Genomic DNA, 22,498 nt, shown 5'->3' with positions numbered 1-22,498 from the left:
TCAGCGGCGGACCGGCTTGTGCGGCTTCGCTGTCTTCGCCTCGGCGTACCGCTGCAGCGCCTGGGAGCGGTGGTCCAGGCCGAGCGCGACGGCCAGCAGATAGCCCAGCAGTACCCCGATGCCGGTAACCGCGACGTAGAGCCAGATCTGCGCGAAGAAGGTCCCCGCGCCGTCACCGAACGGATTCTTTCCCACCACTAACGGCCCGACCAGTACGGTCAGTGCCAGCGCGCTACCGACCGCGGCGGCGATGTCCGCCCCCCACTCGGCAGCGGGCCGGCGTCGGCTCCAGATGAAAGTGACCGCGGCCAGCCCCACCCCGATCACCACGAACATCCCGAGGGACACCCGGTCAGCTGCGGTCGTATCCGCATCGTCGAATCCCACCCGGATGATTAACCGAGCAACCAGGTTGACTGCGAACAGCGCACCTACCAGTGCTCCGGTCAATCGCCACCGCTGCCTCATCGCACCCTCCCGCCATACCGCCCGCCACCACTCGTACGGGTCGTCCTGGCAGGAATGTCTACCACCGCAGGACAGGTGCCGTCAGGCCCCGGGCCGGGTAGCCGGCGGGGCGGCCAGAATCTGGCGGAATCCGAGTACCGCGAAGGTCATTGCGCCGGCCACGACGAGCAGCAGGTCCACCCAGGTGCCGGCCAGCAGCACGTCCCCCTCCGAGGTACGGATCCCAGCGAGTGCGACCAGGAAGAACCACGGCACGGCGGGCAGCGCCACCGCCCACCGGCGCCCGACAGTAGCGTGGGCGAACCAGCTCAGAGCCACGTTCAACCCGACCGCGACCAGCACGGTCACACCGATCAGGTGGCCGCCGACCCGCAGCGGGGCGAGCAGGAGCTCCAGCACCGCGCTGAGCGCCCCGCCGGCGACCGCCAACACGCCGCCGGTGAACCGCAACGCCCGGCTGGCGAGCCGGGCGTTACCCCCGGACACGCTCTCGTCGGGCACGACCGACACCGGCACGGCGGGAAGACTCACCACTGGCCGGTCGCGCCGACCGGGGCCCGGTTGCCGCCCTCGGGCAGAGTGCGGTCCGGGTCCTCCGCGACCGCGCTCCGATCCGAGGCCTCCGTGACCGAAGCCCGGTCCGAGCCCCCGGCGACCGGCAGCCCGGCGAAGAGGTCATCCTCCCACCCGTACGGGCCGAAGCCCGGGCCCTTGTCGCCGACGGCGAGGGTGTAGTACTCCACCCCCATGAACTCGCTGCCGAAGTTGGCGGCGATCGAGTACAGCCAGGAGTTGTCCGGAATCTGGGTGGCGTGCGCGCGCATCGCCGCCTCCTTCGCGGTGTGCTGCCCGCTCGCGTCGATCCGGGCCGCGATGCGCTCATCCGGCGTACAGAACGGCAACTCCACCGCCTCCTGAACGCCCGCGAACGGGTTGTCCGACGAGTCGGCGAAGTGAGTCATCCCGGCCTCCAGGACACTGCGCGGCATCGCCGTCCAGTAGACCTTCGCTGGAGCGAACCCCTCGGCGGCGGCCAACTCGTGTGCCCGCATCGCCACCCGGTGGGCTTGAATGTGATCCGGATGGCCGTAGAACCCGTTGTCGTCATAGGTGACCATGACCTGGGGTCGGAGCTCCCGCATGAGCTCCACCAGCTGCCCGGCGGCCACATCGAGATCGGCCTGCCAGAAGGCGCGCGGGTGCTCGTTGGTGGCCAGGCCCATCATCCCGGAGTCGCGATAGCGGCCGGCGCCGCCGAGGAACCGGTGGTCGGTGACCCCGAGCGCGCGGCAAGCCGCCGCCAGTTCCCCGATCCGGTAGCCGCCGAGTTGGTCAGCTTCGGCCGCGGCGAGCTGCGCCAGCTCCGGCACGTGCACCTCACCCTCCTCGCCCAGGGTGCAGGTGACCAGCGTGACGTGGGCACCGGTGGCCGCGTAGTGGGCCATCGTCGCGCCGGTGCCGATGGCTTCGTCGTCGGGATGCGCATGGACCAGCAGGAGCCGGCGATCGGGCAGTGTCGTCACGTCCGTCACTCTATCCGGCGGTTCTCCCGGCCGACCCGGATGCGTCCGGCCAGGTCCGCCACATCCCCCACGACACCGCCCTACGATCCGACGTGTGGACTTTCCGGAGCTGGCCGCGCGGACCCGTCGGTTCCGCCACGGAGCGCCGCGCGCGATCTCGGTGGCCGACGACGGCTCCCGGGTGCTCTTCCTTCGGTCCGCCGGGCCGACGGACCACACCGAGGCGCTCTGGCTCCTCGACGTCGAGACCGGGCAGGAGCGGCTGGTCGCCGATCCGGCGGCGCTCCTGTCGGAGGACGCCGACCAGCTCAGCCCGGGAGAGCGCACGCTGCGGGAGCGGCTGCGGCTGAGCGCCGCCGGCATCGGCTCGTACGCCCTCGACTCAGCCGGCCGGGTGGCGATCTTCGCCCTCGGCGGCCGACTCTTCCGGGCCGACCTGATCCACGGGGACGTGATCGAGGTGGCCGCCGCCGGCCCGGTACTCGATCCCCGACCCGACCCGACCGGGCAGCGACTGGCGTACGTGACCGACACCGCGGACGGGGTCCGCCGGGGGGAACTTCGGGTGGTCGAGCACGACGGCACCGACACCATGCTCGCCGGCGAGGACTCGGGGGTCATTTGGGGGCTGCCCGAGCACGTCGCGGCGGAGGAGTTCAACCGGTTCCGGGGCTACTGGTGGGCGCCGGACGGTCGCTCGGTGCTCGCCGCCCGGGTGGACGAGTCCCGACTGGGCCGGTGGCACCTGCATGACCCGGCCGAGCCGGCGACCGCGCCGACCACCGTCGCCTATCCCCGGGCGGGCGGACCCAACGCCGAGGTCAGCCTGCACCTGCTCGATCTCGACGGCGGCTGGGTTGACGTGCACTGGGACCGGGAGACCTACCCGTACCTGACCGCTGTGCACTGGGCCGACGGCGGACCACTGATCACCGTGCTGCGCCGCTCCCAGCAGCACGGACTGGTGCTCGCGGTGGACCCACGCACCGGGGAGACCCAGGTGCACGCCGAACTGGCCGACCCGCGCTGGGTGGAGCCGGTCCCCGGCACTCCCGCCCATCTGCCGGATGGCCGGGTACTGGTCGGCGGGGAGCTGGCCCACGACGGCTACGACGCACGGTGCCTCTTCGCCGACGGGACGCTGTTGACGCCGCCGTCGCTCTATGTGCGCCGGGTGGTGGGACGACTCCCGGCCCGCTCCGGCACCGGACCGGCTGACCTGCTGGTGGAGGCGGCCGAGGGCGAGCCGAGCGAGCAGCACCTGTTCCGGGTCCGCACCACGGTCGGCGGCGGCATGGACGTATGCCGGATCACCTCGGACTCCGGCTGGCACGCCGGCGTCGTGGGCGGGGACGTGCTGGTGGTGGGCAGCGCCTCCCTGGACCACCCGGGTCTACGCTGGACGGTCTGGCGCGGTGACCGGGAGGTCGCGACGCTACGGTCGTTCGCAGCGGCCCCGCCGTACGCGCCGCTGCCGTTGCTGGAGCGGGTGACCGACCGACGACTGCCAGCCGCGGTGCTCTACCCGGAGAACCACGTCTCCGGCCGGCGACTGCCGGTGCTGCTGGACGTGTACGGCGGCCCCGGTCACCAGGAGGTGCTGGCCGCGCGGTCGGCGTGGTTGGAGCGGCAATGGTGGGCCGACGCCGGGTTCGCGGTGGTCGTGATCGACAACCGCGGTACGCCGGGGGTCGCGCCGTCGTTCGAGAAGGCGATCCACCGGCGGTTGGCGGACATGGTCCTCACCGATCAGGTGGACGGGCTCACCGCGCTCGCCGGCAAACATCCGGACCTGGACCTCGGCCGGGTGGCGGTGCGGGGCTGGTCGTTCGGTGGCTGGCTGGCGGCGTTGGCGGTACTGCGCCGCCCGGAGCTGTTCAAGTGCGGGATCGCCGGGGCGCCGGTAACCGACTGGAGCCTGTACGACACCGCCTACACCGAACGCTACCTGGGCCTGCCCGAGGACGGGACGGACGTGTACGCCCACCATTCCCTGGTGGAGCTGGCCGCCGCTGCGGAGCAGGCCCGGCCGCTGCTACTGGTGCACGGGCTGGCCGACGACAACGTGGTGGCGGCACACACGCTGCGGCTGTCGGCCGCGCTGGTGGCCAACGGACACCCGCATTCGGTGCTGCCGCTCACCGGCGCGACACACATGGCGGCCGGCGGCGTCGCTGAGCAGCTGCTGAAGCTGGAGCTGGCCTTCCTCCGTACCCACCTGGAGTGAGCGCCGTCGCCAGCGGGTAGGTCCAGCGGTCAGCTGATCCGGCTGCCCGGGGATGCGACAGGGGGCGGGCAGCGCCACGCCGCCGGACGAACACGGCCGGCTCCCCTAGGGTCGAGCTATGACCGAGTTCGATGCGGCGTCCGCCGCTGTCCAAGCCGCTCTCGACGCGGGCGCCCGGTACGCGGATGCCCGGGTGATGCACCGGCGCTACGAGTCCATGACGGCCCGCAACGGCGACATCGAGGAGCTGACCCAGGACGAGAGCGTCGGGCTGGGGGTCCGGGCGCTGGTTGGATCGAGCTGGGGCTTCCACGCCGTCCCCGACCTGTCCGACCCCGCTGCCCGCGACGCCGGCCGACGGGCGGCGCGGATCGCCGCGGCCAGTGCCCGCGTTCCGGGTCCGCCGATCGACCCGATCCCGACCGAGCCGGTCACGGCGAGCTGGGCCTCGGCCTGCGTGGTGGATCCGCTCGGCGTGCCGCTGTCGACCAAGGGCGACCTGCTGGTCGAGGCGACCCGGCTGATGTCCGAGCACGGTGCCGACCTCGCCGAAGGCCTCTACCAGATCTGGGATACGGCGAAGTGGTTCGTCTCCAGCGAGGGCCACCGGATCGACCAGCGCATCCGCGAGTGCGGCGGCGGCATCTCGGCCACCTCGATCGGCGCCGGACAGACTCAGCGCCGGTCGTACCCGAGCTACCGGGGCCAGTACGGCACCAGCGGGTGGGAACTGGTCACCTCGCTCGACCTGACCGCGCACGCGGCACGAATTGCCGAGGAGTCCCGGGCGCTGCTCACCGCACCGCCCTGCCCTGCCGGCGAGACCGACCTGATCCTCGGCGGGGAGCAGCTCGCCCTCCAGATCCACGAGTCGGTCGGGCACGCCATCGAACTGGACCGGATCCTCGGCTGGGAGGCGGCCTTCGCCGGTACCTCCTGGCTGGAGCTGGCCCAGCTCGGGTCGCTGCGGTACGGCTCCGAGCTGATGACCATCACCATCGACCCGACGCTCCCCGGGGCGCTGGGCAGCTTCGGCTACGACGACGAGGGTTCCCCGGCGGTCCGCCGGGACGCCGTCCGGGAGGGACGCTGGGTGGGCGTGCTCGCGGGCCGCGACTCGGCCGCCGTCGCAGGCCTGGACTACGGCGGCAGCGTCCGGGCGGACGGCTGGGCCCGGCTGCCGATGGTGCGGATGACCAACGTCGGGCTGGAGCCCGGTCCACACAGCCTGGACGAAATTATCGCCGCCACCGACGAGGGGGTGTTGATGGACATGAACCGGTCCTGGTCCATCGACGACAAACGGCTTAACTTCCAGTTCGGCTGCGAGGTCGGCTGGGAGATCAAGAAGGGAAGACGGGGACGGATGCTGCGCAACCCCACATACACCGGGATCAGCCCGCTCTTCTGGCGTTCGATGGACATGCTCTCCGGCGAGACGGTCGCCTGGGGCACGCCCAACTGCGGCAAGGGTCAGCCAGGGCAGGTGGGGCACACCGGCCACCCGGCCGCGCCCGCCCGTTTCCGTGGCATCCGGGTGGGGGTGCACGCGTGAGGGCGACGAACCGGCCGGGGTCCGAGCTGGACCTGGCGAGCCAGGTGATCGAGCTGGTCCAGCGGCTGGCCGGCCCGACCGCGTCGGCCGAGGTGACCGTGACCCGGGCCGAGCTGGCGCTGACCCGGTTCGCCAACTCGTTCATCCACCAGAACGTGGGCGAGACCCACCACACCGTACGGCTGCGGCTGCACGTCGCCGGACGGACCGTCGCCAGCAGTGGCAGCGTCGGCACCCAGGACGGGCTGCGGGCGCTCGTCGAGCGCACCCTGGCGGCGGTACGACTCGGTCCGCTCGACCCGGCGTGGCCGGGGCTCACCCCACCTACCCCGATTCCGCCTGGAGCGCCGGTGGACGAGGCGACCGCGTACGCGGAGCCGGGTGAGCGGGCCGATCGGGTTCGCGCCTTCGTGGCGGCGGCCGACGGGCTGGAGACGGCCGGCTACTGCCGCACCACCCACCGCTCGTCGGCGTTCGCCAACTCGGCCGGCCACTCGGTCCGGGGCCGGACCGCCGAGGCGGCGATGGACGGCATCGCCCGCTGCGGCGGCGCGGACGGGGTGGCCCGGCTGGCCGCCGACCGCCTGGCCGACCTGGACGGCTCCGTCCTCGGCGCCCGCGCCGCCGGCAAGGCTCGGGCGGCGACCGACCCCGTCGAGCTGCCGCCCGGCCGGTACGAGGTGGTGCTGGAGCCGGCCGCCGTCGCCGACCTGCTCCAGAACCTCTCCGCCTTCGGCTTCAACGGCAAGCGGCACCACGAGGGTCAGTCCTTCGCCGAGCCCGGCACGGCCCAGTTCGACCCGCTGGTGACTTTGGTGGACGACCCACTCGACCGGTCCGGTCCGCCGTTCGACGTGGAGGGCACTCGGCGGGCGGCGTTGACCCTGGTGGACGCGGGCGTCACCGCTGCCGTCGGGCATGATCGGCGCTCGGCGGCGCTGGCCGGTACCACCTCAACCGGGCACGCCGTCCCCGGCGGCGCCGCCTGGGGCCCGGTCCCCCGCAACCTGCGCCTCACCACCACCTCGACCGAGGCGGTGCGGCAGCCCAGTTCCGGCGCCGCCCAAACTGGACCGGTCGTTGCCCCGGAGACCGCCGCGCTGCTCGCCGGCGTCCGCCGTGGTCTGCTGGTCAGTGACTTCTGGTACACCCGGGTACTCGACCCGAAAAGCCTGGTCATCACGGGTCTGACCCGCAACGGGGTGTGGCTGGTGGAGGAGGGCGTGGTGACTCGGGCGGTACGCGACCTCCGGTTCACCGAGTCCTACCCGCGCGCGCTCGGCCCCGGGGCGGTGTTCGGCGTCGGGCACACCCTGGCCCGCCAGCCGGACCGGGTGGACGGGGTCTGGTGGGAGGCGCCGGCGCTGCGCCTCGCCGCCTGGAACTTCACCGGTGGGGCCTCCGGCTGATCGACGACCGCCACTGCCCGCGGTGGGCGGGGCGGGTGGCCTCGGTCGGCGCGTCGAACGAACGGGTGGGCATCGATGCACCGACAGGCCTTTTCAAGAACGGGGACACACGGGACACTGCCTTGCGCGGACGGCTCGCAAAGATCGGCGTAACGTGTGTCACTTAGCTGCGCCGTTTCTCCGGCGCGGTCGTTGGTGTGCGCATGACGTTGGCAAGCGGGTGCGGCCTGGTTGCCTACCGAACTTGATCCGCCGCCCATCCGGGGCCCGTCAGGGAGACGACTGGAATGACATCAACGGCAACGAGGCCGGGAGGGCCGGGCGCGCGTCCGCGTGCCGCCATCGTGGCGAGAACGTTGCGTACCGACCGCTGGTGGGTGCAGCCCGTCGGCATCGCCGCAATCCTGCTCTTCTTCATCGTCTACTCGACGATCCGCGTCTTCATGGCGAAGTGGTACTACGTGGAGGACTACCACTACCTCACGCCGCTGTACTCGCCGTGCCTGACCGACTCGTGCGTTCCCGGCTCATCGCACTTCGGCACCCCGTTCGGGGAGTTCCCCTTCTTCCTCCCCCTCGGCATCGTCGCCTTCCCGATCGTCGCCGGGTTCCGGGTGACCTGCTACTACTACCGCAAGGCGGGCTACCGCTCGTTGTGGGCGTCCCCGCAGGCCTGCGCGGTAACCGAGCCGCACCAGAAGTACACCGGGGAGACCCGGTTCCCGCTGCTCGTCATGAACTGGCACCGGTACTTCTTCTACCTGGCCTTCGTGGTCCTGCTGATCAACATCTACGACGCGTTCCTCGCGTTCCGCGGGCCGGACGGTGCCTTCGGGGTCGGCCTGGGCTCGCTGATCATCCTGGTCAACATCGTCGCGCTGGCCGGCTACACGCTCTCCTGCCACGCCTGCCGGCATGTGATGGGCGGACGGCTGAAGCACTTCTCCCGGAACCCGGTGCGGTACCGCTTCTGGACGTTGATCTCGAAGCTGAACGTCCGGCACGGCACGTTCGCCATGGTGTCGCTGTTCACGGTGCTCTTCACCGACTTCTACATCATGGCCGTCTCCGCCAACTGGTTCACCGACCTGCGGTTCATCAACTAGAGGGCCCCGACATGACCACTACCACGCGAATCGAACGACACCACTACGACGTCGTCGTGATCGGGGCCGGCGGCGCCGGGCTGCGGGCGGCGATCGAGGCCCGGCTGGCCGGCAAGAAGACCGCGATCATCTCGAAGTCGCTCTTCGGCAAGGCGCACACGGTGATGGCCGAGGGCGGCGCCGCCGCCGCGATGGGGAACGTGAACAGCCGGGACAGCTGGCAGGTGCACTTCCGCGACACCATGCGCGGCGGCAAGTTCCTGAACAACTTCCGCATGGCCGAGCTGCACGCGAAGGAGTCGCCGCAGCGAATCTGGGAGCTGGAGACCTACGGCGCTCTCTTCGACCGGACGAAGGACGGGAAGATCTCCCAGCGCAACTTCGGCGGGCACGAGTACCCACGCCTTGCGCACGTGGGCGACCGTACCGGCCTGGAGCTGATCCGCACCCTCCAGCAGAAGATCGTCTCCCTCCAGCAGGAAGATCAGCGCGAGCACGGCTCCTACGATGCCCGGATCCGGGTCTTCTCCGAGACCACCATCACCGAGCTACTGCTCGACGGTGACCGGGTCGCCGGCGCCTTCGGCTACTACCGGGAGTCGGGGGAGTTCATCCTCTTCGAGGCGCCGGCCGTGGTGCTGGCGACCGGTGGGGTCGGCCGCTCGTACAAGGTCACCTCGAACTCCTGGGAGTACACCGGGGACGGCCACGCGCTGGCGCTGCGCGCCGGAGCAACGCTGATCAACATGGAGTTTCTTCAGTTCCACCCGACCGGCATGGTCTGGCCGCCCTCGGTGAAGGGCATCCTGGTCACCGAGTCGGTCCGCGGGGACGGCGGGGTTCTGAAGAACTCCGAGGGCAAGCGGTTCATGTTCGACTACGTGCCGGATGTGTTCCGGAAGCAGTACGCGGACACTGAGGCCGAGGCGGACCGCTGGTACGAGGACCCGGACAACAACCGGCGTCCACCGGAGCTGCTTCCACGCGACGAGGTAGCCCGGGCCATCAACAGCGAGGTCAAGGCGGGGCGGGGCACTCCTGCTGGGGGCGTGTACCTGGACATCGCCTCCCGGCTGCCGGCGGAGGAGATCCGTCGTCGCCTCCCGTCGATGTATCACCAGTTCAAGGAGCTGGCCGATGTCGACATCACCCGGGAGCCGATGGAGGTCGGGCCGACCTGCCACTACGTCATGGGTGGGGTGGAGGTCGACCCCGACTCCGGTGCCGCGTTCGGCCACGTCCGCGGGCTCTTCGCCGCCGGTGAGGTCTCCGGCGGGATGCACGGCTCCAACCGGCTCGGCGGCAACTCCCTGTCGGATCTGCTGGTCTTCGGCAAGCGGGCGGGCGGACACGCCGCCTCGTACGCCGACGGGTTGGCGTCCCGACCCCGGGTCCCGGTGCCGGCGGTGGAGACCGCGGTGGAGACGGCCCTGGCCCCGCTGCAGCGGGACACCGGCGAGAGCCCGTACGTCCTGCAGCAGGACCTCCAGGCGGTGATGGGCGACCTGGTCGGCATCATTCGGCGGGAGGGCGAGCTGGTTGACGCGCTGGCCCGGCTCGGGGAGCTTCGCGAACGCGTGGCCAAGGTGAGCGCGGCGGGCGGCCGGCGCTACAACCCGGGCTGGCACCTTGCCCTGGATCTCCGCAACATGCTGGTGGTCTCCGAGTGCACCGCGAAGGCGGCGCTGGAGCGGCGGGAGTCGCGGGGCGGCCACACCCGGGAGGATCACCCGACGATGGACCCGGCCTGGCGGCGGGTCAACCAGGTCTGCTCCCTGGAGGGCGACATCGTGCACCTGGACCGCAAGCCGCTACCGCGGATGCGGCCGGAGCTCTTCACGCTCTTCGACCGCGCGGAGTTGGCCAAGTACCTGACCGACGAGGAGCTGGCGGAGTTCGACGCCCTCACTGAGGAGGAGCGCTGAGGAATGGGAACTGAGAAGAGCCAGGCGGCCGGCGCACCGGCCACGAAGCGGCAGTTCCGCATCTGGCGGGGCGACGAGACCGGTGGCGACCTGAAGGAGTATCTGGTCGAGGTGAAAGAGGGCGAGGTCGTCCTCGACATCATCCACCGCCTGCAGAGCACCGAGGCGCCGGACCTCGCCTGCCGCTGGAACTGCAAGGCCGGCAAGTGCGGCTCCTGCTCGGTAGAGATCAACGGCAAACCGAAGCTAGCCTGCATGACCCGGATGTCGACCTTCACCGAAGACGAGACGATCTCGGTCACGCCGCTACGAACGTTCCCGATCGTTCGAGACCTGGTCACCGATGTCTCGTTCAATTACGAGAAGGCCCGGGAGACACCGGCCTTCGCGCCGCCCCCTGGTGTCGCTCCGGGCGACTACCGGATGCAGCAGGTGGACGTCGAGCGCTCGCAGGAGTTCCGCAAGTGCATCGAGTGTTTCCTCTGCCAGACGGTCTGTCACGTGATCCGGGACCATGAGGAGAACAAACCAGCCTTTTCCGGACCGCGGTACTTCATCCGGGCGGCTGAGTTGGACATGCACCCGCTGGACGCGCGGGACGACCGCAAGGAGTACGCGCAGGCCGAACAGGGCCTGGGCTACTGCAACATCACCAAGTGCTGCACCGAGGTCTGCCCCGAGCACATCAAGATCACCGACAACGGGATTATCCCCATGAAGGAGCGGGTAGTCGACCGGAAGTATGATCCTCTTGTTTGGCTTGGTAACAAGATCTTCCGGAGGGGTCAGGTGCCTCAGACCAGCGTGACCAGCGAGCACTCCCCGGGCGCCGTGCGCGCCCCCGCGGCCGGCCCGCCCGGGTTCCACTCACACGCGGGAGCGTCGCACGACCCGAAGGCCGAGGCGCAGGCGCAGGCGGGTGTCAACTGGCACCGCGAGGTGCCGAAGCCGACCGCCCCGACACTGGACGAGTCCGGCAAGCTGCCGCTGACCGAGCTCACCTTCGACCGGCCGGCGGCACCGTCGCCATTCGGCGAGGACGTGAGCTTCCCGCTGCCACCGGAGCACCTGAACTACGCCCACCCGGAGCAGGACAAGCACTGAACACAACAGCGACGATGACAGGGCCGGCGGCAGACTCCGCCGGCCCTGTCCGTTTTCGGGTCGCCCCTCCGGTTCTGCTACGGGTCAGCCGGCGGCCAGCAGCGGGCGGAGCGCGGCGACAATCGGGGCATCGGCGGGTAGCCAGGTGACGCTGTCCAACTCGGCTGCGGAGAGCCAACGCAACGCCGAGTGCTCCAATGCCTGCGGCTGGTCGTCGTGCAGCAGCCGGGCCAGGTACACCTTCAGCACTGAGCGCCCGTGGGCCATCCGAACACTCCGGCCAACCCGGTCACCGATCTCCACCCGGACGGCCAGTTCCTCGGCGCACTCGCGCAGTAGCGCCGCGGTCTCGCTCTCCCCCGGCTCCACCTTGCCGCCGGGGAACTCCCACCGGCCCGCCACCTCTGGCGGGGCAGACCGCGCACAGGCCAGCACCCGACCGTTCTGGATGATCGCCGCGCCGACGACTACCTTCGGCTCGGGTCGCTCGACCCGGCCGCCATCGCTTGCCTGTTCGGTCCGCACGAGCGTCCAGCGTGCCAGATCAATCGTCGGTTTGGGTACCGTGACCAACCCATCAAGCCAGGAAGTCCCGGAAGTGTGGCCGTGGACACAGTTCCTGCAAAGGGACAGACTTAGTCCACCTAAACGACACGGAAAAGCGACGATTAGGCCACAAGCCAGCAACGATGCCGGGAGGTGTGGTGGTACGCATGCCGTTCGGACGGGGTAAGCACAACTATCTCAACGATGCGCTGACCCTGCTACCCGGTTGGACCCGGGAGGGCGAAGGGATCCGACGGACGCTCCCCATCGACGACTCCCAACATGCGGCGCTCACCGAGCGGGTGCAGGTGGTTGCTGACGCGCTACACCTTCGCCCCGAGATCAGCCGCCACGCCGACCAGACCGAGATACGGGTCGGCCACGAGAGGGTGCCGCTGACCGAGGGCGAAGTCCTACTGGCCGCCCGCATCGAGGACGCGTACCGCGCCGTCACCGAGCCCTGAGGCCACGAGACAGGCTGCCAGTAACCGAGCCGCCCACCACCAGCCACTTCGCCGGCCTTCGATGTGCTCGCGATACTTACGCTGAGGGCATGGCGAACGCGACGTACGACCGCAAGGAGCAGCTGCAGCAGATCCAGAGCGGGCTGCTTGAGGGCGAGCAGATCATCGCCGTCTATGACGCCGTCGGCACCGGTACCGGCTTCATCGGTGTGACCGACCGACGCGTGATCATTCAGGACCGCTCGTTCATCGGCAAACGCTACGCGATCACCAGCATCCCGTACGCGAAGATCACCAGCGTGAGCGTGGTCAGCAACAAGTCGTGGGGCGGCTCGTTCTTCTCCACCGGCGCCATCGCCATCCACGTCGGCACGCACACCTACGAGGTGGAGTTCCGCGGCTCCCACAAGAGCCACCACGTACACAACGTGATCCTGCACTACATCAGCTGACCCGCCCGATCCGGTACGGCGACCTCTTGGGGTCGGCTCAGGAGTCCGTCGCGGGCCGGCCGCTGGGATCGGCGCCGGTGGCACCGCGGCCGGGGCGGCCGGTCAGGACCTGGGGGCCCGTGGCGGTGATGGCGATCGTGTGTTCGGAGTGCGCGGTACGGGAGCCGTCGGCGGAACGGATCGTCCAGCCATCCTCATCAAACTTGATCTTATCGGTGGAGGCGCAAAACCAGGGTTCGATGGCGATGGTGAGGCCAGGGTGGAGCTTCAGGCCGCGACGGGCGCGGGCGTTGTTGGCCACGTGCGGGGCCTCGTGCATGGTGCGGCCGATGCCGTGCCCGCCGAACTCGCCGTTGACCAGGTAGCCGTAGGAGTGCGCGACCTGACCGATCGCTGCGGAGATGTCGCCGAGCCGGCCACCGGGCTGGGCGGCGGCGATGCCGGCGGCGAGCGCGACCTCGGTGGCCTCGATCAGCTTGAGGTCGGCCGGGGCGGGGGTGCCGACGATGAAGGAGAGCGCGGAGTCGGCGACCCAGCCGTCGATACCGACCGCCATGTCGATGCTGAGCAGGTCACCGTCGCGGAGGACATAGTCGTGTGGCAGCCCGTGCAGCACCGCGTCGTTGACCGACAGGCAGAGGACGTTGCGGAAGGGGCCCCGGCCGAACGAGGGAGCGTAGTCCCAGTAGCAGGACTTGGCACCGCGTTGCGTGATCCGACGGCGGGCGTGGTGTTCAAGATCCATCAGGTTGACGCCGACCGCGGCGACCTCGCTCAGTTCGGCGAGCAACTCACCGACGAACTGGCCGGCGACCGCCATCTGGTCGATCTCCTCGGCGGACTTCAGTTCGATCACAACGCCTCCCGGCTAGCGGTATTTTAATACCGTATTTTTATACCACCCGGTGCTGCGGGGGCATCGGGAGCTATCCTGCCGGCATGGTTCGCCAACCCCTGACCGCCGAGCAGATCGCCGCGGGCCAGCGCCTCGGGGTCGCCCTCCGGGCCGCGCGGGCCGACCGCAGCCTCGTCGAGGTGGCCCTGGCGGCCGGCATCTCCCCCGAGACCCTGCGCAAAATCGAGTCCGGTCGCCTGCCCGCGCCGGCGTTCGGCACCGTGGTCTGCCTCAGCCGGGCTCTCGACATCCCCGTCAGCAACCTGGCCGACGCCTGGCTGACCAGCCCGTCCATCCGCCAGGCGTCCTGACCGCCCGGAATGGAACCGACACCCCGGACCGCGACCCGGATCGGCACGTAGCGCGACCCGGCCCGCGATCAGCCTCCAGGCCAGCTTGCCGTACGCAGCATCCGCCGGGATGCGATATCCGCCTGACGGGTCGCCTCAGGAATCCGATAGCGCGGACACAACTTCAGCGTAATGTCGCAGGCCTGGTCAAGACCGATTCGGTGGCCGACCGAGACGAAGACCGGCTTCACCCCATCCTGCGTACGCACCGCACGGCCAAGCGTCTCCCCGCCCTCCCGCAGCGGTGAACCGGCACCACGGCGAGGGCCTGGATCGACAAAGTCGGCGACAAAGGAGGTCTTGGCGACCCCGAAGGACGGAAGCCCAGTCAACACACCGAGATGACAGGCCAGACCAAAGCGCCTCGGATGCGCGATGCCGTAGCCGTCACAGACCAACACCTCCGGCTCATTCGTCAGCCCCTGGAGCGCCTCCAGCAGAATCGGCGCTTCCCGGAACGCCAGCAGGCCAGGAACGTACGGAAAGGTGACCTCGCCAACCACCGTCGCCATATCCGTCACCGCCAGCGACTCCAGCTCAATCACCACAGCCGCCGCGCATACCCGGTTTGTCGCTTTCTCGTACGACACGTCGAGCCCCACCACCGACTCCGGAAAGGAGGCCAGTCGGGTCGAAAGATCAACCTGACGCCGAAGATGTCGCTGAACTTCCTCAGCATCGAGCTCATTCCAAGGCACAACTGAGGCTATCCAGGAACCGGGCGACGCTCGCGCGCGCCTGTCGGCTGGTCGCCCACTCCACCTGCCAGCACGGGTATAGCACCAACCGCGACCACCATGCCCGGCAGCCGGTACACATGCCGTCACGCCCTCGGAGGTGCACCGTGAGGATCGTCCGCTCCAGCCCGTCGCTCACTACTCCCCCTCCGCTGGCCAGTGGCCGCGATTAATCGGAATCCGGTGTCGGGCACGGCACGGTAGTTCTCCGCCACATCGGCAGACCCGCCGCCACCGTCGCCAGCACCAGACCGACCGATGCCGACGCGCAAGAGTCAGCGCGACCGCCAGGACGTACGCGTCATAGGGGACCCGCCGCTCCAGCGGCACCGAAGCCTCGCTGCCTGCTGCCGATTGTTGATGCGCGCCGCACGCCTGGTCCAACAGCCGCTGTCGCGCGGCCTCCTGCTCCATTGCCTGGATGCGTTGGCCGATACCGGAGCCAGCCGGTGCCGACGGGAGGTGCCGACTGACGATTCGCCGCAGAAGTCCAATTGCCACGGTCGTAGGTCCGGCCCTCCGTCCTGAGGGCGCGGAGGGACATCTGCCAATGCATCTCTCGCTCCGCGCCCCGGTGTGGTGAGGTCCAGCGTCCCGCCGGACACGGCATCGATCTAGCCGCTGCGTGTCCGCTAACCGGGCTTGCTGTCCGCCGATAGTCGGCGTCCCGGGGCGTGTTCGACGCACAGGTCACGCAATGCCGCGACCTCCGGCGCCCCCGACTGTTCCACCTTCGTCAGCAGTTCCGCAGCCCGCCACCAGTTCGACGGCACCACCCGCCCGGACGCCACAGCCTGCACCCCCAGGGCGACCGCCTCGTCGGGCTGGCCGGCGGCGACCAGGGCAAGGCCAAGATCGAGACGAGCTGACGCGGACCGACGAGGCCGCGCTCCCCCATCTCCGTGCGGGTCCAGATCGGCCAGCACCGCCCGCGCTACCTGCTCGGCACCGGGGTCCCCCGCCCACGCCAACGTCGTGGCCGTATAGGCGGCGGCCTTGGCGGGGTCGTAGCGATAGTGGTGCTCAGCCCGCTCCGGAACGGGCAGATTCGCCGTCAACCGCTCCACCCGGTCCAGCGCTCGCCGAGTCGCACCGACGTCTCCCATCCGCGCCCACGCGCGCGCCTCCTGGGCGGTCGCCTGAATCCGAGCAGAGCTGCCCTTCGGGGCGACCCGCTGCGCTTGACCGGAAAGATCGAGCGCCCTCCGGTAGTCACCTTGAGTCAGCACGTCCCAGGCCCGGGTTTCCAGACACCATGCCTGGATCTCACCATGCTCGGCATGTTCGGCAAGGTCACGCGCAGCCCGCAGGTGGGCAGCCGCAGCAGTGCGCTGTCGAAGGTCGATGTGAACGGTCGCCCGCAGCACCGCCAGCCAGGCACCGGCAACCAACAACCGCCGTTGTTGAGCAAGCGTGACCCGTCCATCCAGTAGCCGCCGCACATCGGCGAGGTGTCGCCGCACCAGCGGCAACAAGTCCGCCGGGGCCAACGTCGGATAGGAACTGGCCAGGTCATCCACGCCCTGTTCAATCCGTTCGAGCACGTCTCTGCCCACATCACTGGCGGCGACTCTCGCCCGCAGCTCGCCGGCCTCGGCCGCATGGTCGATCGGTGCGTCAACCAGGCGAGCCAGCACGCCTCCCGCGCCGAGAATCCGGTCCAGGTGGCAGGCCGTGTCGACCGTCGGAGCCTTGAGTCCTGCCTCCAGCTCCTGCAGATGGCTCTTACTCCGATGAGCGAGCTGCCCGAGGGATCGGAACGACAGACCACGCCGCTCCCGGAACTCACGCAGTGCTACCCCGAAGCGCGGATCGACGGACGAGGCCATAGCGCCACTCCAAGCTCAACAGGCCCGGCGAACTCCCCAACCGGCCATCACGTTGACCGTACCCCCGACGTCGCGCATCGGTACCCCTCGACACTTCACGGGCCGCCTCGACGCCCTCAGCCCCGACACTGGCTCCTACAACCCTTGGGGCCGCCAGCCGGCCTCCTCCTCCTCGACCTCCCGTACCGCGCTGTTGAGCCCTATCATCAAGCCTCGTGGAGGGATTGTTCTGGATGGTCGCCGCACCGGTTTGCCTTTTGCTGAGCTTGTTTCTCTGCGCCCTCCTAGTGGCGCTGACGAACTGGCCCAGGAAGGGCGACCGTGGGTAGTAGTCCCTCGCTACCGGATCACGCTCCTCGCCCCTGATTTCGAGACCTTCGTGGCGGGCCTGGTCACCGGACCGCCCGGGAGCTTCACCGAGGACCGCGGCGCAGATCAGTCACCTCGCCGGACGGAGTGAAGCCGGCCGAGACGTAGGTGGCCATGGCACCGAGGTTGGAGCTCTGCACGCACACGCCGGCGCTGGAGGAACCCAGGTCGCGAAGGGTCGCGGCGGCGGCGAGCGTGACCGCCGTGCCGTAGCCACGACCTCGGTGACCATGGTGGACGCCCATTGGTTCCAGCAGTCCCGGCCGCCCGGGGCCGGCCGACCACACGGCCGCCACCGCCACGGCGTCGTCGTTCTCGTCGAATAGGGCGAGGCTGCGTGCGTCACCGTAGAACGGTCCACCAGCCATCGTGAGCCAACGCCCGACCGTACGGCATCGGTCGGCATCGGTGCAGACTGAGCCACGGAACGCGGACCAGTGGACGGCGACCCACACCTCGGCGCGATCGGGCTCGATGGTCTCGACGCGTAGACCGCGCTCCTCCACCGGGTCCGAGAGGGTTCGATGGAACGTTGTCCACGGCTCGTCCCGGTCCCAACCTCGCTTCAGCAGCAACTGGGTCAGGAGCTCCGCACCCCGGGCTTCGACGGTCGCGCCGCCGTCGCCGTCGCCAGCCAGGACACCACCTGCCGGGTCGTCCAGATCCGCGGCGAGCCGGTGGGCCAGGGCCGCGTCCTCGCACCGGTCGGGAGCGACCGCCAGGCGCACCAGCCCAGGGCCGTCCAGCAGCCCGATCGCGAGAACTTCCCCGGCACACGATCACATCCGGATCGCGGCGGCGGTAGCCTCGGCACCGTTTTGCGAGTGCCAGCCGAGATCGCCGGAGTGCAACTGCAGCGCTCCCTCGTCGAGCTGCCACCGCTTTAGCGCCTCGGCCGCTGATGACAGCTCGTAAACCTTCGGAACGCTCAGCATGATGCTCATCGACGCACCCGACCCCACGGAACGGCCTGGCACCAGCGGATTTCGTCGGTAGCCGCTCACGTTCATCCGCGGGCGCGGCGGCGCCCACCAGGGCCTGCCGGGTGAAGCTTCTAGCGGCAGCGCCTTGGCCGTGGTGGGCGGGGCGGGCCGGCGGCCGGTGGGGCTGAACCACCGGCCGCCGGGCCGCGGTTAGTCGCGCCGCTCCCCCACCCGGTACGTAACCAGGTTCGGGTCGGCTCGGAGCTGGCGCTGCGTGAATTTGATGGTGTCCCAACCCTTGTCCGAATACAGCCGGGTCTGATCGGCGTACCAGGGCGAATTCGGGTTGGTCGACTGCGAGTAGGTGAGGATCTGCCGGCCCGACGGCCCGTCGCTACCCAGCTCGACAGCCATCAGGAACGAGGTGCCGTGCAAGATCTTGGGGTAGCCGACTCCGGGCGCAAACCCACTGGTGATCATGTTGAAGGCGCCGACGTCATGATGACCACCGTGGATCGGGATGTGTTCGGCACCACGCGGCTCGGTCTGGATGTCGCCGAGCCGGGCGTCGAGCGGGATGCCGTCCAGCTTCTGAACGGCATCCGCGAGAGCGGTCCGAATCTTCGGGTCGTCGACGGCAAGCCGGCTCGGCGTGCTCAGTGGGGCGGTCGGGTCAAACGGATCGGCGAAGCGCAGGCCGCCGGCCCCAACGAACTCGGTGAACAGATGCGCGCCCCGACTGTCCAGATCAACCCGCAGATCCCAGCCGCGCAGGGCCGCGCAGGCTGCGGTCAGGTCGACGGTGGCGCCGTCTGAGGTGGTCGCCGTCGGCTCTGCCTCGCAGCTCCGGACCAGGTCGTCCCGGACCAGTTCACCACCGTAGACCCGATTGCCGAGCGTCACATCCCACAGGTTGCTGGTGGTGAAGCCCCTCCCGGCAAATTCATCGGTGCCGTTGCGGCGCTGCTGCACCTGATGCACACCGAGCCGGGTCCGCAGGCTGCGCTGGGTCTGCTCGTCGCCGACGATACGCGGGTAGCCCTCCAGCGGATGCTCCGGATTAGCCAACCAGTAGCTGTCGTTGGAGTTGGTCACGTAGTCACTGCGGACCAGGGTGGGCAGGTTGGCCGGGCCAAGGATGCCGGGTACCGCGGCGTCCGGATCCCGGCCCAGCTCGCACGAGGAGCGGGAACCGTCGAGGACGGCCTGGCCGGTGCTCGCGTACACGGATTGGAAGGGGGCCGGAATGCAGGTGGTGGCCAGGGAGTCGGTCACCCGGGGCACGACGGAGTGGTCGGCGTAGAGGGCCTGGCCGCGGCGGTCAACGGCGATGACGTTGACCCAGGGCAGGAACTGCCGCTTGTCCAACACCGTCCGCAACTCACCCACCGACCGAGCCTGTCCCATGGCAAGCCAGCCATCGAGTGCGCGGTTGTTGGTGGCATTGGCGTCAGTGATCGCGTACGCCGTGGTGTCGGTCCAGTCGAACTGACCGGGCACCACGACGACCGGACCGAAGTGGGTGTCGTAGAGGGTGCGGCTAATCGGCCCGTCGGGAGTCTGAATGGTGACCGTACGGGCGGTCATCTTCCGGGGCTGGCCGTCGTAGCGGTAGCTGGTCGGGTCACCGGGCACCAGGTCCAGCCGGTGCCAGACAAATCGCTGGGCGGTGGAGACGGTGTGGCTCCAGGCGACCTTGCCGTTGTGGCCGATCTGGACGAGCGGGTCACCGACCAGTGCCGCGCCCTCGACGTCGTACCGGCCAGGCACCTTGAGATGCATCCGGTAGAAGCGGTCGGTGCCGTCCCACGGGAAGTGCGGGTTGGCCAGCAACATGCCGGCGCCGCTGGTGGTGGCGTCCCGCCCCAAGCCGTACGCGTTGCTGCCCAACCCGGCCGGCGCACCATCCACGGCGGCGGCGACCGCTGCCGTCTGCGGGGCATTCGCCGGCCCACTGACCCCGCTGGCGGTGGGGGGCGCAGCGGCGACGATAACGTTGGCAAGGGCGCCAGAGCTGGCCAAGACCATTCGGGCCCAGTACGCCCGCCACATGTCCAGCTCCGTGATCGGGCGTACCCAGTCCTTTCCGGCACAGGCCGGGTCGGTGATCGCCTTCCCGTCGCGAAGGTACGCGTTATAGCCGGCGACAAAGCCCCGCATTTGGTCGCGCACCTGTTCAGATGGCGCACGGACGCCGTCGCGCGGACCGTTGAGCAGCCGCTCGGCGACCTGGTCGTCGATGGCCTTCTGATGGAAGAGGTCACTGCTGACGTTGCTGGCCTCCGCGCCGAACCAGCGGGATCGTTCGGCGCGGACCGTCACCATCTGCCCGGCGATCAGACAGATGTTGTCCTCGGCTTGCACGTAGCCGGCACCGAAGCCGAGGCTGGCGAAATTGCGGGCGGTGATGTGCGGGACGCCGTACGACGCGCGCTGGATCAGGGCCGAGTAGCCATCACCGTTCGCGACGGCAGTGCTGCCGGTGACGGCGAGGCCGGCGGCGACCAGTCCGACGACGGTGGCTGCGGCGGCGAGCCGGCGCCGGCTCATTGGTCGGCTCTATTCATGGGGCATTCTCCCTAACGTGCCAGTGTCCATGCCCGACCGACGCTAGTGGTGAAAAAATACCCGCGGCATCAGTAGATGACCATGAAATCCGTCAGGGTTCACCCCGAGGGGCTGCTCAACGATGATGACCAGATGGACGACCTGAGCATCCGCGATCGGACCCCAGCTGACCTGCGAAGCTGCATCTCAGTCCTCGCGGACGTGCACCGGCTGGACCGCTACCCGCTGCACTGGCCCGCCGACCCACACCAGTGGCTGTCGCCCGACAACACCCGCCACGCCTGGGTCGCCGAGCGAGGAAGCACGGTCGTCGGCCACATTGCCGTCCACCACCCCGTCGCCGCCGCGACCGACCCCGTCTCTGCGACCAGCCCTGCCTCGTTGACCAGCCCTGCCACCACCCCCGTGGTCGAGGTCAGTCGCCTGTTCGTCGCACCAACCGCCCGCCGCCACAACACTGCGGCCCGGCTCCTGCACCACGCCCGCCAATGGGCCACCGAGCACCAACTCGACCTCACTCTGGAGATCGTCGACGACCCCAGATCAGCCGCCGCCATCGCCCTGTACGAGCGCACCGGCTGGCGGCACACCCACACCACCACCACCACCACCTGGACCAGCCCGGAAGGCCACCCGGTCCGGCTGCGCCGCTACGCCCTCCGCGACCACCGGACCCGGGACGTCGGTGCCGCCGGACGATCCGCTCCTCAACGAGAACGTGGCCCGGCCGATCGGGCCGCCGGCCGGTAGGTGAGCCTGCGTAGCAGCACCTCGGCCGGGCCACGGACGGACAGTCGGTCCATCAACAGCGCACTGAGGACGCCGACGATCCAGACACCGACAGCCACTGCAGAGTTCAACGCAATACCAAAGTTGTCACCCAGTCCGAAACAGTCCGAATCGGTTCCCACTCGAGCGAGGAAGGTCAGTGCCAATCACGCTATCGACCGCAACTTCGGATAGCACTGAAGCCAGCCGCCGTACCGCCGGTAGGGATAACCCATCCACGGTTACATAGGTGCAGCATGCATTTGACGACTTTTGATCGCTTTTCTTGTGCCCTATGCGCCCCGAACCCTCCGGGCGCCTCCTGATGGAATGAGGCTGGTTCACCTACCGTCGACCCATGGAATTCGGGATCTTCGCCGGCTTGGGCCTGATGCTCTGTACAGGATTTGCCTGCCTCTTCCTCATCGCCGTCGTAGGGCTACTCGCGGCCTGGTGGAAACCCAAGGGCTGACGGGGCCGCTCTCAGCCGAGACGATTCGCCAGCATCCATGGGCGATTGCCCGGCTTTCCGTTTGGCATGACACCGATCGTGCCAGCCACCCTGATGCATTCGAGAAGGGCTGCCCCGACGGCTGTTAACAGCCGAAGAGCGCCGGCAGGCCGACGCATGCAGTTGACTACCTCGCCCTAAAGGCCTTTGGCCGGCGATCCGCGCACGTCTAGCCTCTTCGGCATGGAGCAACTGCGTGGCCTTGCCATCCAGTTGGCGATAAACGAGCTCTTCGGCGACGACCTGCCGATGGCGGCTGCTCACGCCCTGGCCCGAGGTGTCGACTCGCCGAGCTTGCGTGAGCTCGCCGGCCTCTCGAAGGGCCAGTCACGGGATGCCGTTGACCTGTTCCGGCTGGCGATGGACGAGCTCGGCTCTCCCGTCCCGGACAAGAGCGGTGCCCGGCTACACCTCATGCGGGAGGCCGCGGCGAGCATCGTTGCTGGAAATGGCGATCCCGAGGACCTGGCCCACGAGATCTACTGGCAGGCAAGCCACTCCGGAAGGCCGGAGCTGCGAGCGGCAGGTTATCGCTTCCTGGAGCTGTACGCCGGATGGGGCGCAACGTTTGACCAGCCGGAGGCAGCGATAGCAGCCATGCAGGCGGCGGCACATTCGTTCCTTCGCGACCGCTCCACCCTGGGCGGCTATCGCTACGGCGACGCGCTTCCGGGTATCCCCAGCGGTGGCTGACTCCGTAGGAACTCCTCGTGCTGAGTTTCGGGGTGGCATACAGCACGTCAGTGCCGAGCAGCAGGTTGGCGCCATG

20 protein-coding genes and 2 pseudogenes are annotated in these 22,498 nt (G+C 69.3%); 11 read left to right on the top strand and 11 right to left on the bottom strand.

Going from position 1 to position 22,498, the window contains the following annotated elements:
* From B116_RS0104940 to mshB, 3 genes are all read right to left on the bottom strand, one after another.
* Positions 1–468, bottom strand: coding sequence for a hypothetical protein (locus B116_RS0104940; RefSeq protein ID WP_026321403.1), 468 nt, complete (start codon positions 466–468; stop codon positions 1–3).
* A gap of 81 nt (positions 469–549) precedes the next feature.
* Entirely contained in the window at positions 550–984 is a 435-nt protein-coding gene (locus B116_RS0104935; RefSeq protein ID WP_033667299.1) for a hypothetical protein, read from the bottom strand.
* 11 nt (positions 985–995) lie between these two features.
* A complete protein-coding gene (mshB, locus tag B116_RS0104930; RefSeq protein WP_027659367.1) occupies positions 996–2,000 on the bottom strand; it encodes an N-acetyl-1-D-myo-inositol-2-amino-2-deoxy-alpha-D-glucopyranoside deacetylase in 1,005 nt (334 codons plus the stop codon).
* 85 nt (positions 2,001–2,085) lie between these two features.
* Here mshB and B116_RS0104925 point away from each other — a divergent pair, with 85 nt between their 5' ends.
* The 6 genes from B116_RS0104925 (at position 2,086) to B116_RS0104900 (ending at position 11,317) form a co-directional block, all read left to right on the top strand.
* A complete protein-coding gene (locus tag B116_RS0104925) occupies positions 2,086–4,218 on the top strand; it encodes a S9 family peptidase (protein WP_027659366.1) in 2,133 nt (710 codons plus the stop codon).
* 118 nt (positions 4,219–4,336) lie between these two features.
* Complete coding sequence (locus B116_RS0104920) at positions 4,337–5,773, top strand: TldD/PmbA family protein (protein WP_027659365.1); 1,437 nt, start codon at positions 4,337–4,339, stop codon at positions 5,771–5,773.
* Positions 5,770–7,182 (top strand): TldD/PmbA family protein, encoded by a 1,413-nt coding sequence (locus B116_RS0104915; protein ID WP_027659364.1) that lies wholly within the window; start codon positions 5,770–5,772, stop codon positions 7,180–7,182. The genes B116_RS0104920 and B116_RS0104915 overlap by 4 nt, the downstream gene beginning before the upstream one ends.
* Before the next feature lie 287 nt (positions 7,183–7,469).
* The gene (locus B116_RS0104910) at positions 7,470–8,288 is read left to right on the top strand and encodes a hypothetical protein (RefSeq protein ID WP_033667297.1); all 819 of its coding nucleotides are present in this window, start codon (positions 7,470–7,472) and stop codon (positions 8,286–8,288) included.
* An 11-nt stretch (positions 8,289–8,299) separates the two neighbouring features.
* Positions 8,300–10,213: a fumarate reductase/succinate dehydrogenase flavoprotein subunit gene (locus tag B116_RS0104905; RefSeq protein ID WP_018720534.1), complete on the top strand. Its 1,914-nt coding sequence runs from the start codon at positions 8,300–8,302 to the stop codon at positions 10,211–10,213.
* 3 nt (positions 10,214–10,216) lie between these two features.
* Positions 10,217–11,317 (top strand): succinate dehydrogenase/fumarate reductase iron-sulfur subunit, encoded by a 1,101-nt coding sequence (locus B116_RS0104900; protein WP_027659362.1) that lies wholly within the window; start codon positions 10,217–10,219, stop codon positions 11,315–11,317.
* Positions 11,318–11,401: 84 nt separating this feature from the next.
* Here B116_RS0104900 and B116_RS0104895 read toward each other — a convergent pair whose 3' ends face one another.
* Positions 11,402–11,842, bottom strand: a complete 441-nt coding sequence (locus B116_RS0104895; protein ID WP_018720536.1) for a (deoxy)nucleoside triphosphate pyrophosphohydrolase — start codon at positions 11,840–11,842, stop codon at positions 11,402–11,404.
* 188 nt (positions 11,843–12,030) lie between these two features.
* On the opposite strand from B116_RS0104895, the gene B116_RS0104890 reads away from it, so the two are divergent.
* Positions 12,031–12,327 (top strand): 4a-hydroxytetrahydrobiopterin dehydratase, encoded by a 297-nt coding sequence (locus tag B116_RS0104890; protein WP_018720537.1) that lies wholly within the window; start codon positions 12,031–12,033, stop codon positions 12,325–12,327.
* 89 nt (positions 12,328–12,416) lie between these two features.
* Complete coding sequence (locus B116_RS0104885; protein WP_018720538.1) at positions 12,417–12,779, top strand: PH domain-containing protein; 363 nt, start codon at positions 12,417–12,419, stop codon at positions 12,777–12,779.
* A 37-nt stretch (positions 12,780–12,816) separates the two neighbouring features.
* Here B116_RS0104885 and map read toward each other — a convergent pair whose 3' ends face one another.
* A complete protein-coding gene (gene map / locus B116_RS0104880) occupies positions 12,817–13,635 on the bottom strand; it encodes a type I methionyl aminopeptidase (RefSeq protein ID WP_027659361.1) in 819 nt (272 codons plus the stop codon).
* 83 nt (positions 13,636–13,718) lie between these two features.
* Here map and B116_RS0104875 point away from each other — a divergent pair, with 83 nt between their 5' ends.
* Positions 13,719–13,985 (top strand): helix-turn-helix domain-containing protein, encoded by a 267-nt coding sequence (locus B116_RS0104875; protein ID WP_018720540.1) that lies wholly within the window; start codon positions 13,719–13,721, stop codon positions 13,983–13,985.
* A 68-nt stretch (positions 13,986–14,053) separates the two neighbouring features.
* On the opposite strand, the gene B116_RS0104870 is transcribed toward B116_RS0104875, so the two are convergent.
* The 5 genes and pseudogenes from B116_RS0104870 to B116_RS0104850 all read right to left on the bottom strand — a co-directional run bounded on the left by B116_RS0104870 (position 14,054) and on the right by B116_RS0104850 (position 20,432).
* Positions 14,054–14,722, bottom strand: a complete 669-nt coding sequence (locus B116_RS0104870; protein ID WP_082312716.1) for an endonuclease V — start codon at positions 14,720–14,722, stop codon at positions 14,054–14,056.
* Positions 14,709–15,062 (bottom strand): annotated as a pseudogene (locus tag B116_RS28735) (hypothetical protein); the annotation flags it as partial. The pseudogene B116_RS28735 and the gene B116_RS0104870, both read right to left, overlap by 14 nt.
* A gap of 331 nt (positions 15,063–15,393) precedes the next feature.
* Positions 15,394–16,590 carry a helix-turn-helix domain-containing protein gene (locus tag B116_RS0104860; RefSeq protein ID WP_027659359.1) on the bottom strand — a complete coding sequence of 399 codons (1,197 nt, stop codon included), beginning with the start codon at positions 16,588–16,590 and terminating at the stop codon, positions 15,394–15,396.
* A 413-nt stretch (positions 16,591–17,003) separates the two neighbouring features.
* Positions 17,004–17,903: pseudogene (locus B116_RS24695) on the bottom strand (GNAT family N-acetyltransferase).
* Positions 17,904–18,092: 189 nt separating this feature from the next.
* A complete protein-coding gene (locus tag B116_RS0104850) occupies positions 18,093–20,432 on the bottom strand; it encodes an acylase (RefSeq protein WP_027659358.1) in 2,340 nt (779 codons plus the stop codon).
* A gap of 99 nt (positions 20,433–20,531) precedes the next feature.
* Between B116_RS0104850 and B116_RS0104845 the strand changes: the two genes are divergently transcribed.
* The gene (locus B116_RS0104845) at positions 20,532–21,200 is read left to right on the top strand and encodes a GNAT family N-acetyltransferase (RefSeq protein WP_033667308.1); all 669 of its coding nucleotides are present in this window, start codon (positions 20,532–20,534) and stop codon (positions 21,198–21,200) included.
* Here the strand turns inward: B116_RS0104845 and B116_RS0104840 are convergent.
* Positions 21,158–21,298, bottom strand: a complete 141-nt coding sequence (locus tag B116_RS0104840; protein WP_263404858.1) for a hypothetical protein — start codon at positions 21,296–21,298, stop codon at positions 21,158–21,160. The genes B116_RS0104845 and B116_RS0104840 overlap by 43 nt on opposite strands.
* Before the next feature lie 614 nt (positions 21,299–21,912).
* Between B116_RS0104840 and B116_RS27760 the strand changes: the two genes are divergently transcribed.
* Positions 21,913–22,422 (top strand): hypothetical protein, encoded by a 510-nt coding sequence (locus B116_RS27760; protein ID WP_223874502.1) that lies wholly within the window; start codon positions 21,913–21,915, stop codon positions 22,420–22,422.
* Positions 22,423–22,498 lie beyond the last annotated feature (76 nt).

It is taken from the genome of Salinispora fenicalii, from assembly GCF_000514815.1.
In the GTDB taxonomy this organism is placed as follows: Bacteria; Actinomycetota; Actinomycetes; order Mycobacteriales; family Micromonosporaceae; genus Micromonospora; species Micromonospora fenicalii.
The sequence above is the reverse complement of the archived record's forward strand: the minus strand, read 5'-3'. Positions and strand labels throughout refer to the sequence as shown.

Coding starts and splice junctions, on each gene's coding strand:
- B116_RS0104910 (WP_033667297.1), top strand. CDS start 7,470: ATGACATCAACGGCAACGAGGCCGGGAGGGCCGGGCGCGCGTCCGCGT.
- B116_RS0104900 (WP_027659362.1), top strand. CDS start 10,217: ATGGGAACTGAGAAGAGCCAGGCGGCCGGCGCACCGGCCACGAAGCGG.
- B116_RS0104850 (WP_027659358.1), bottom strand. CDS start 20,432: ATGAGCCGGCGCCGGCTCGCCGCCGCAGCCACCGTCGTCGGACTGGTC.
- B116_RS0104860 (WP_027659359.1), bottom strand. CDS start 16,590: ATGGCCTCGTCCGTCGATCCGCGCTTCGGGGTAGCACTGCGTGAGTTC.
- B116_RS0104890 (WP_018720537.1), top strand. CDS start 12,031: ATGCCGTTCGGACGGGGTAAGCACAACTATCTCAACGATGCGCTGACC.
- B116_RS27760 (WP_223874502.1), top strand. CDS start 21,913: ATGGAGCAACTGCGTGGCCTTGCCATCCAGTTGGCGATAAACGAGCTC.
- B116_RS0104875 (WP_018720540.1), top strand. CDS start 13,719: ATGGTTCGCCAACCCCTGACCGCCGAGCAGATCGCCGCGGGCCAGCGC.
- B116_RS0104905 (WP_018720534.1), top strand. CDS start 8,300: ATGACCACTACCACGCGAATCGAACGACACCACTACGACGTCGTCGTG.
- B116_RS0104920 (WP_027659365.1), top strand. CDS start 4,337: ATGACCGAGTTCGATGCGGCGTCCGCCGCTGTCCAAGCCGCTCTCGAC.
- B116_RS0104940 (WP_026321403.1), bottom strand. CDS start 468: ATGAGGCAGCGGTGGCGATTGACCGGAGCACTGGTAGGTGCGCTGTTC.
- B116_RS0104845 (WP_033667308.1), top strand. CDS start 20,532: ATGAAATCCGTCAGGGTTCACCCCGAGGGGCTGCTCAACGATGATGAC.
- B116_RS0104885 (WP_018720538.1), top strand. CDS start 12,417: ATGGCGAACGCGACGTACGACCGCAAGGAGCAGCTGCAGCAGATCCAG.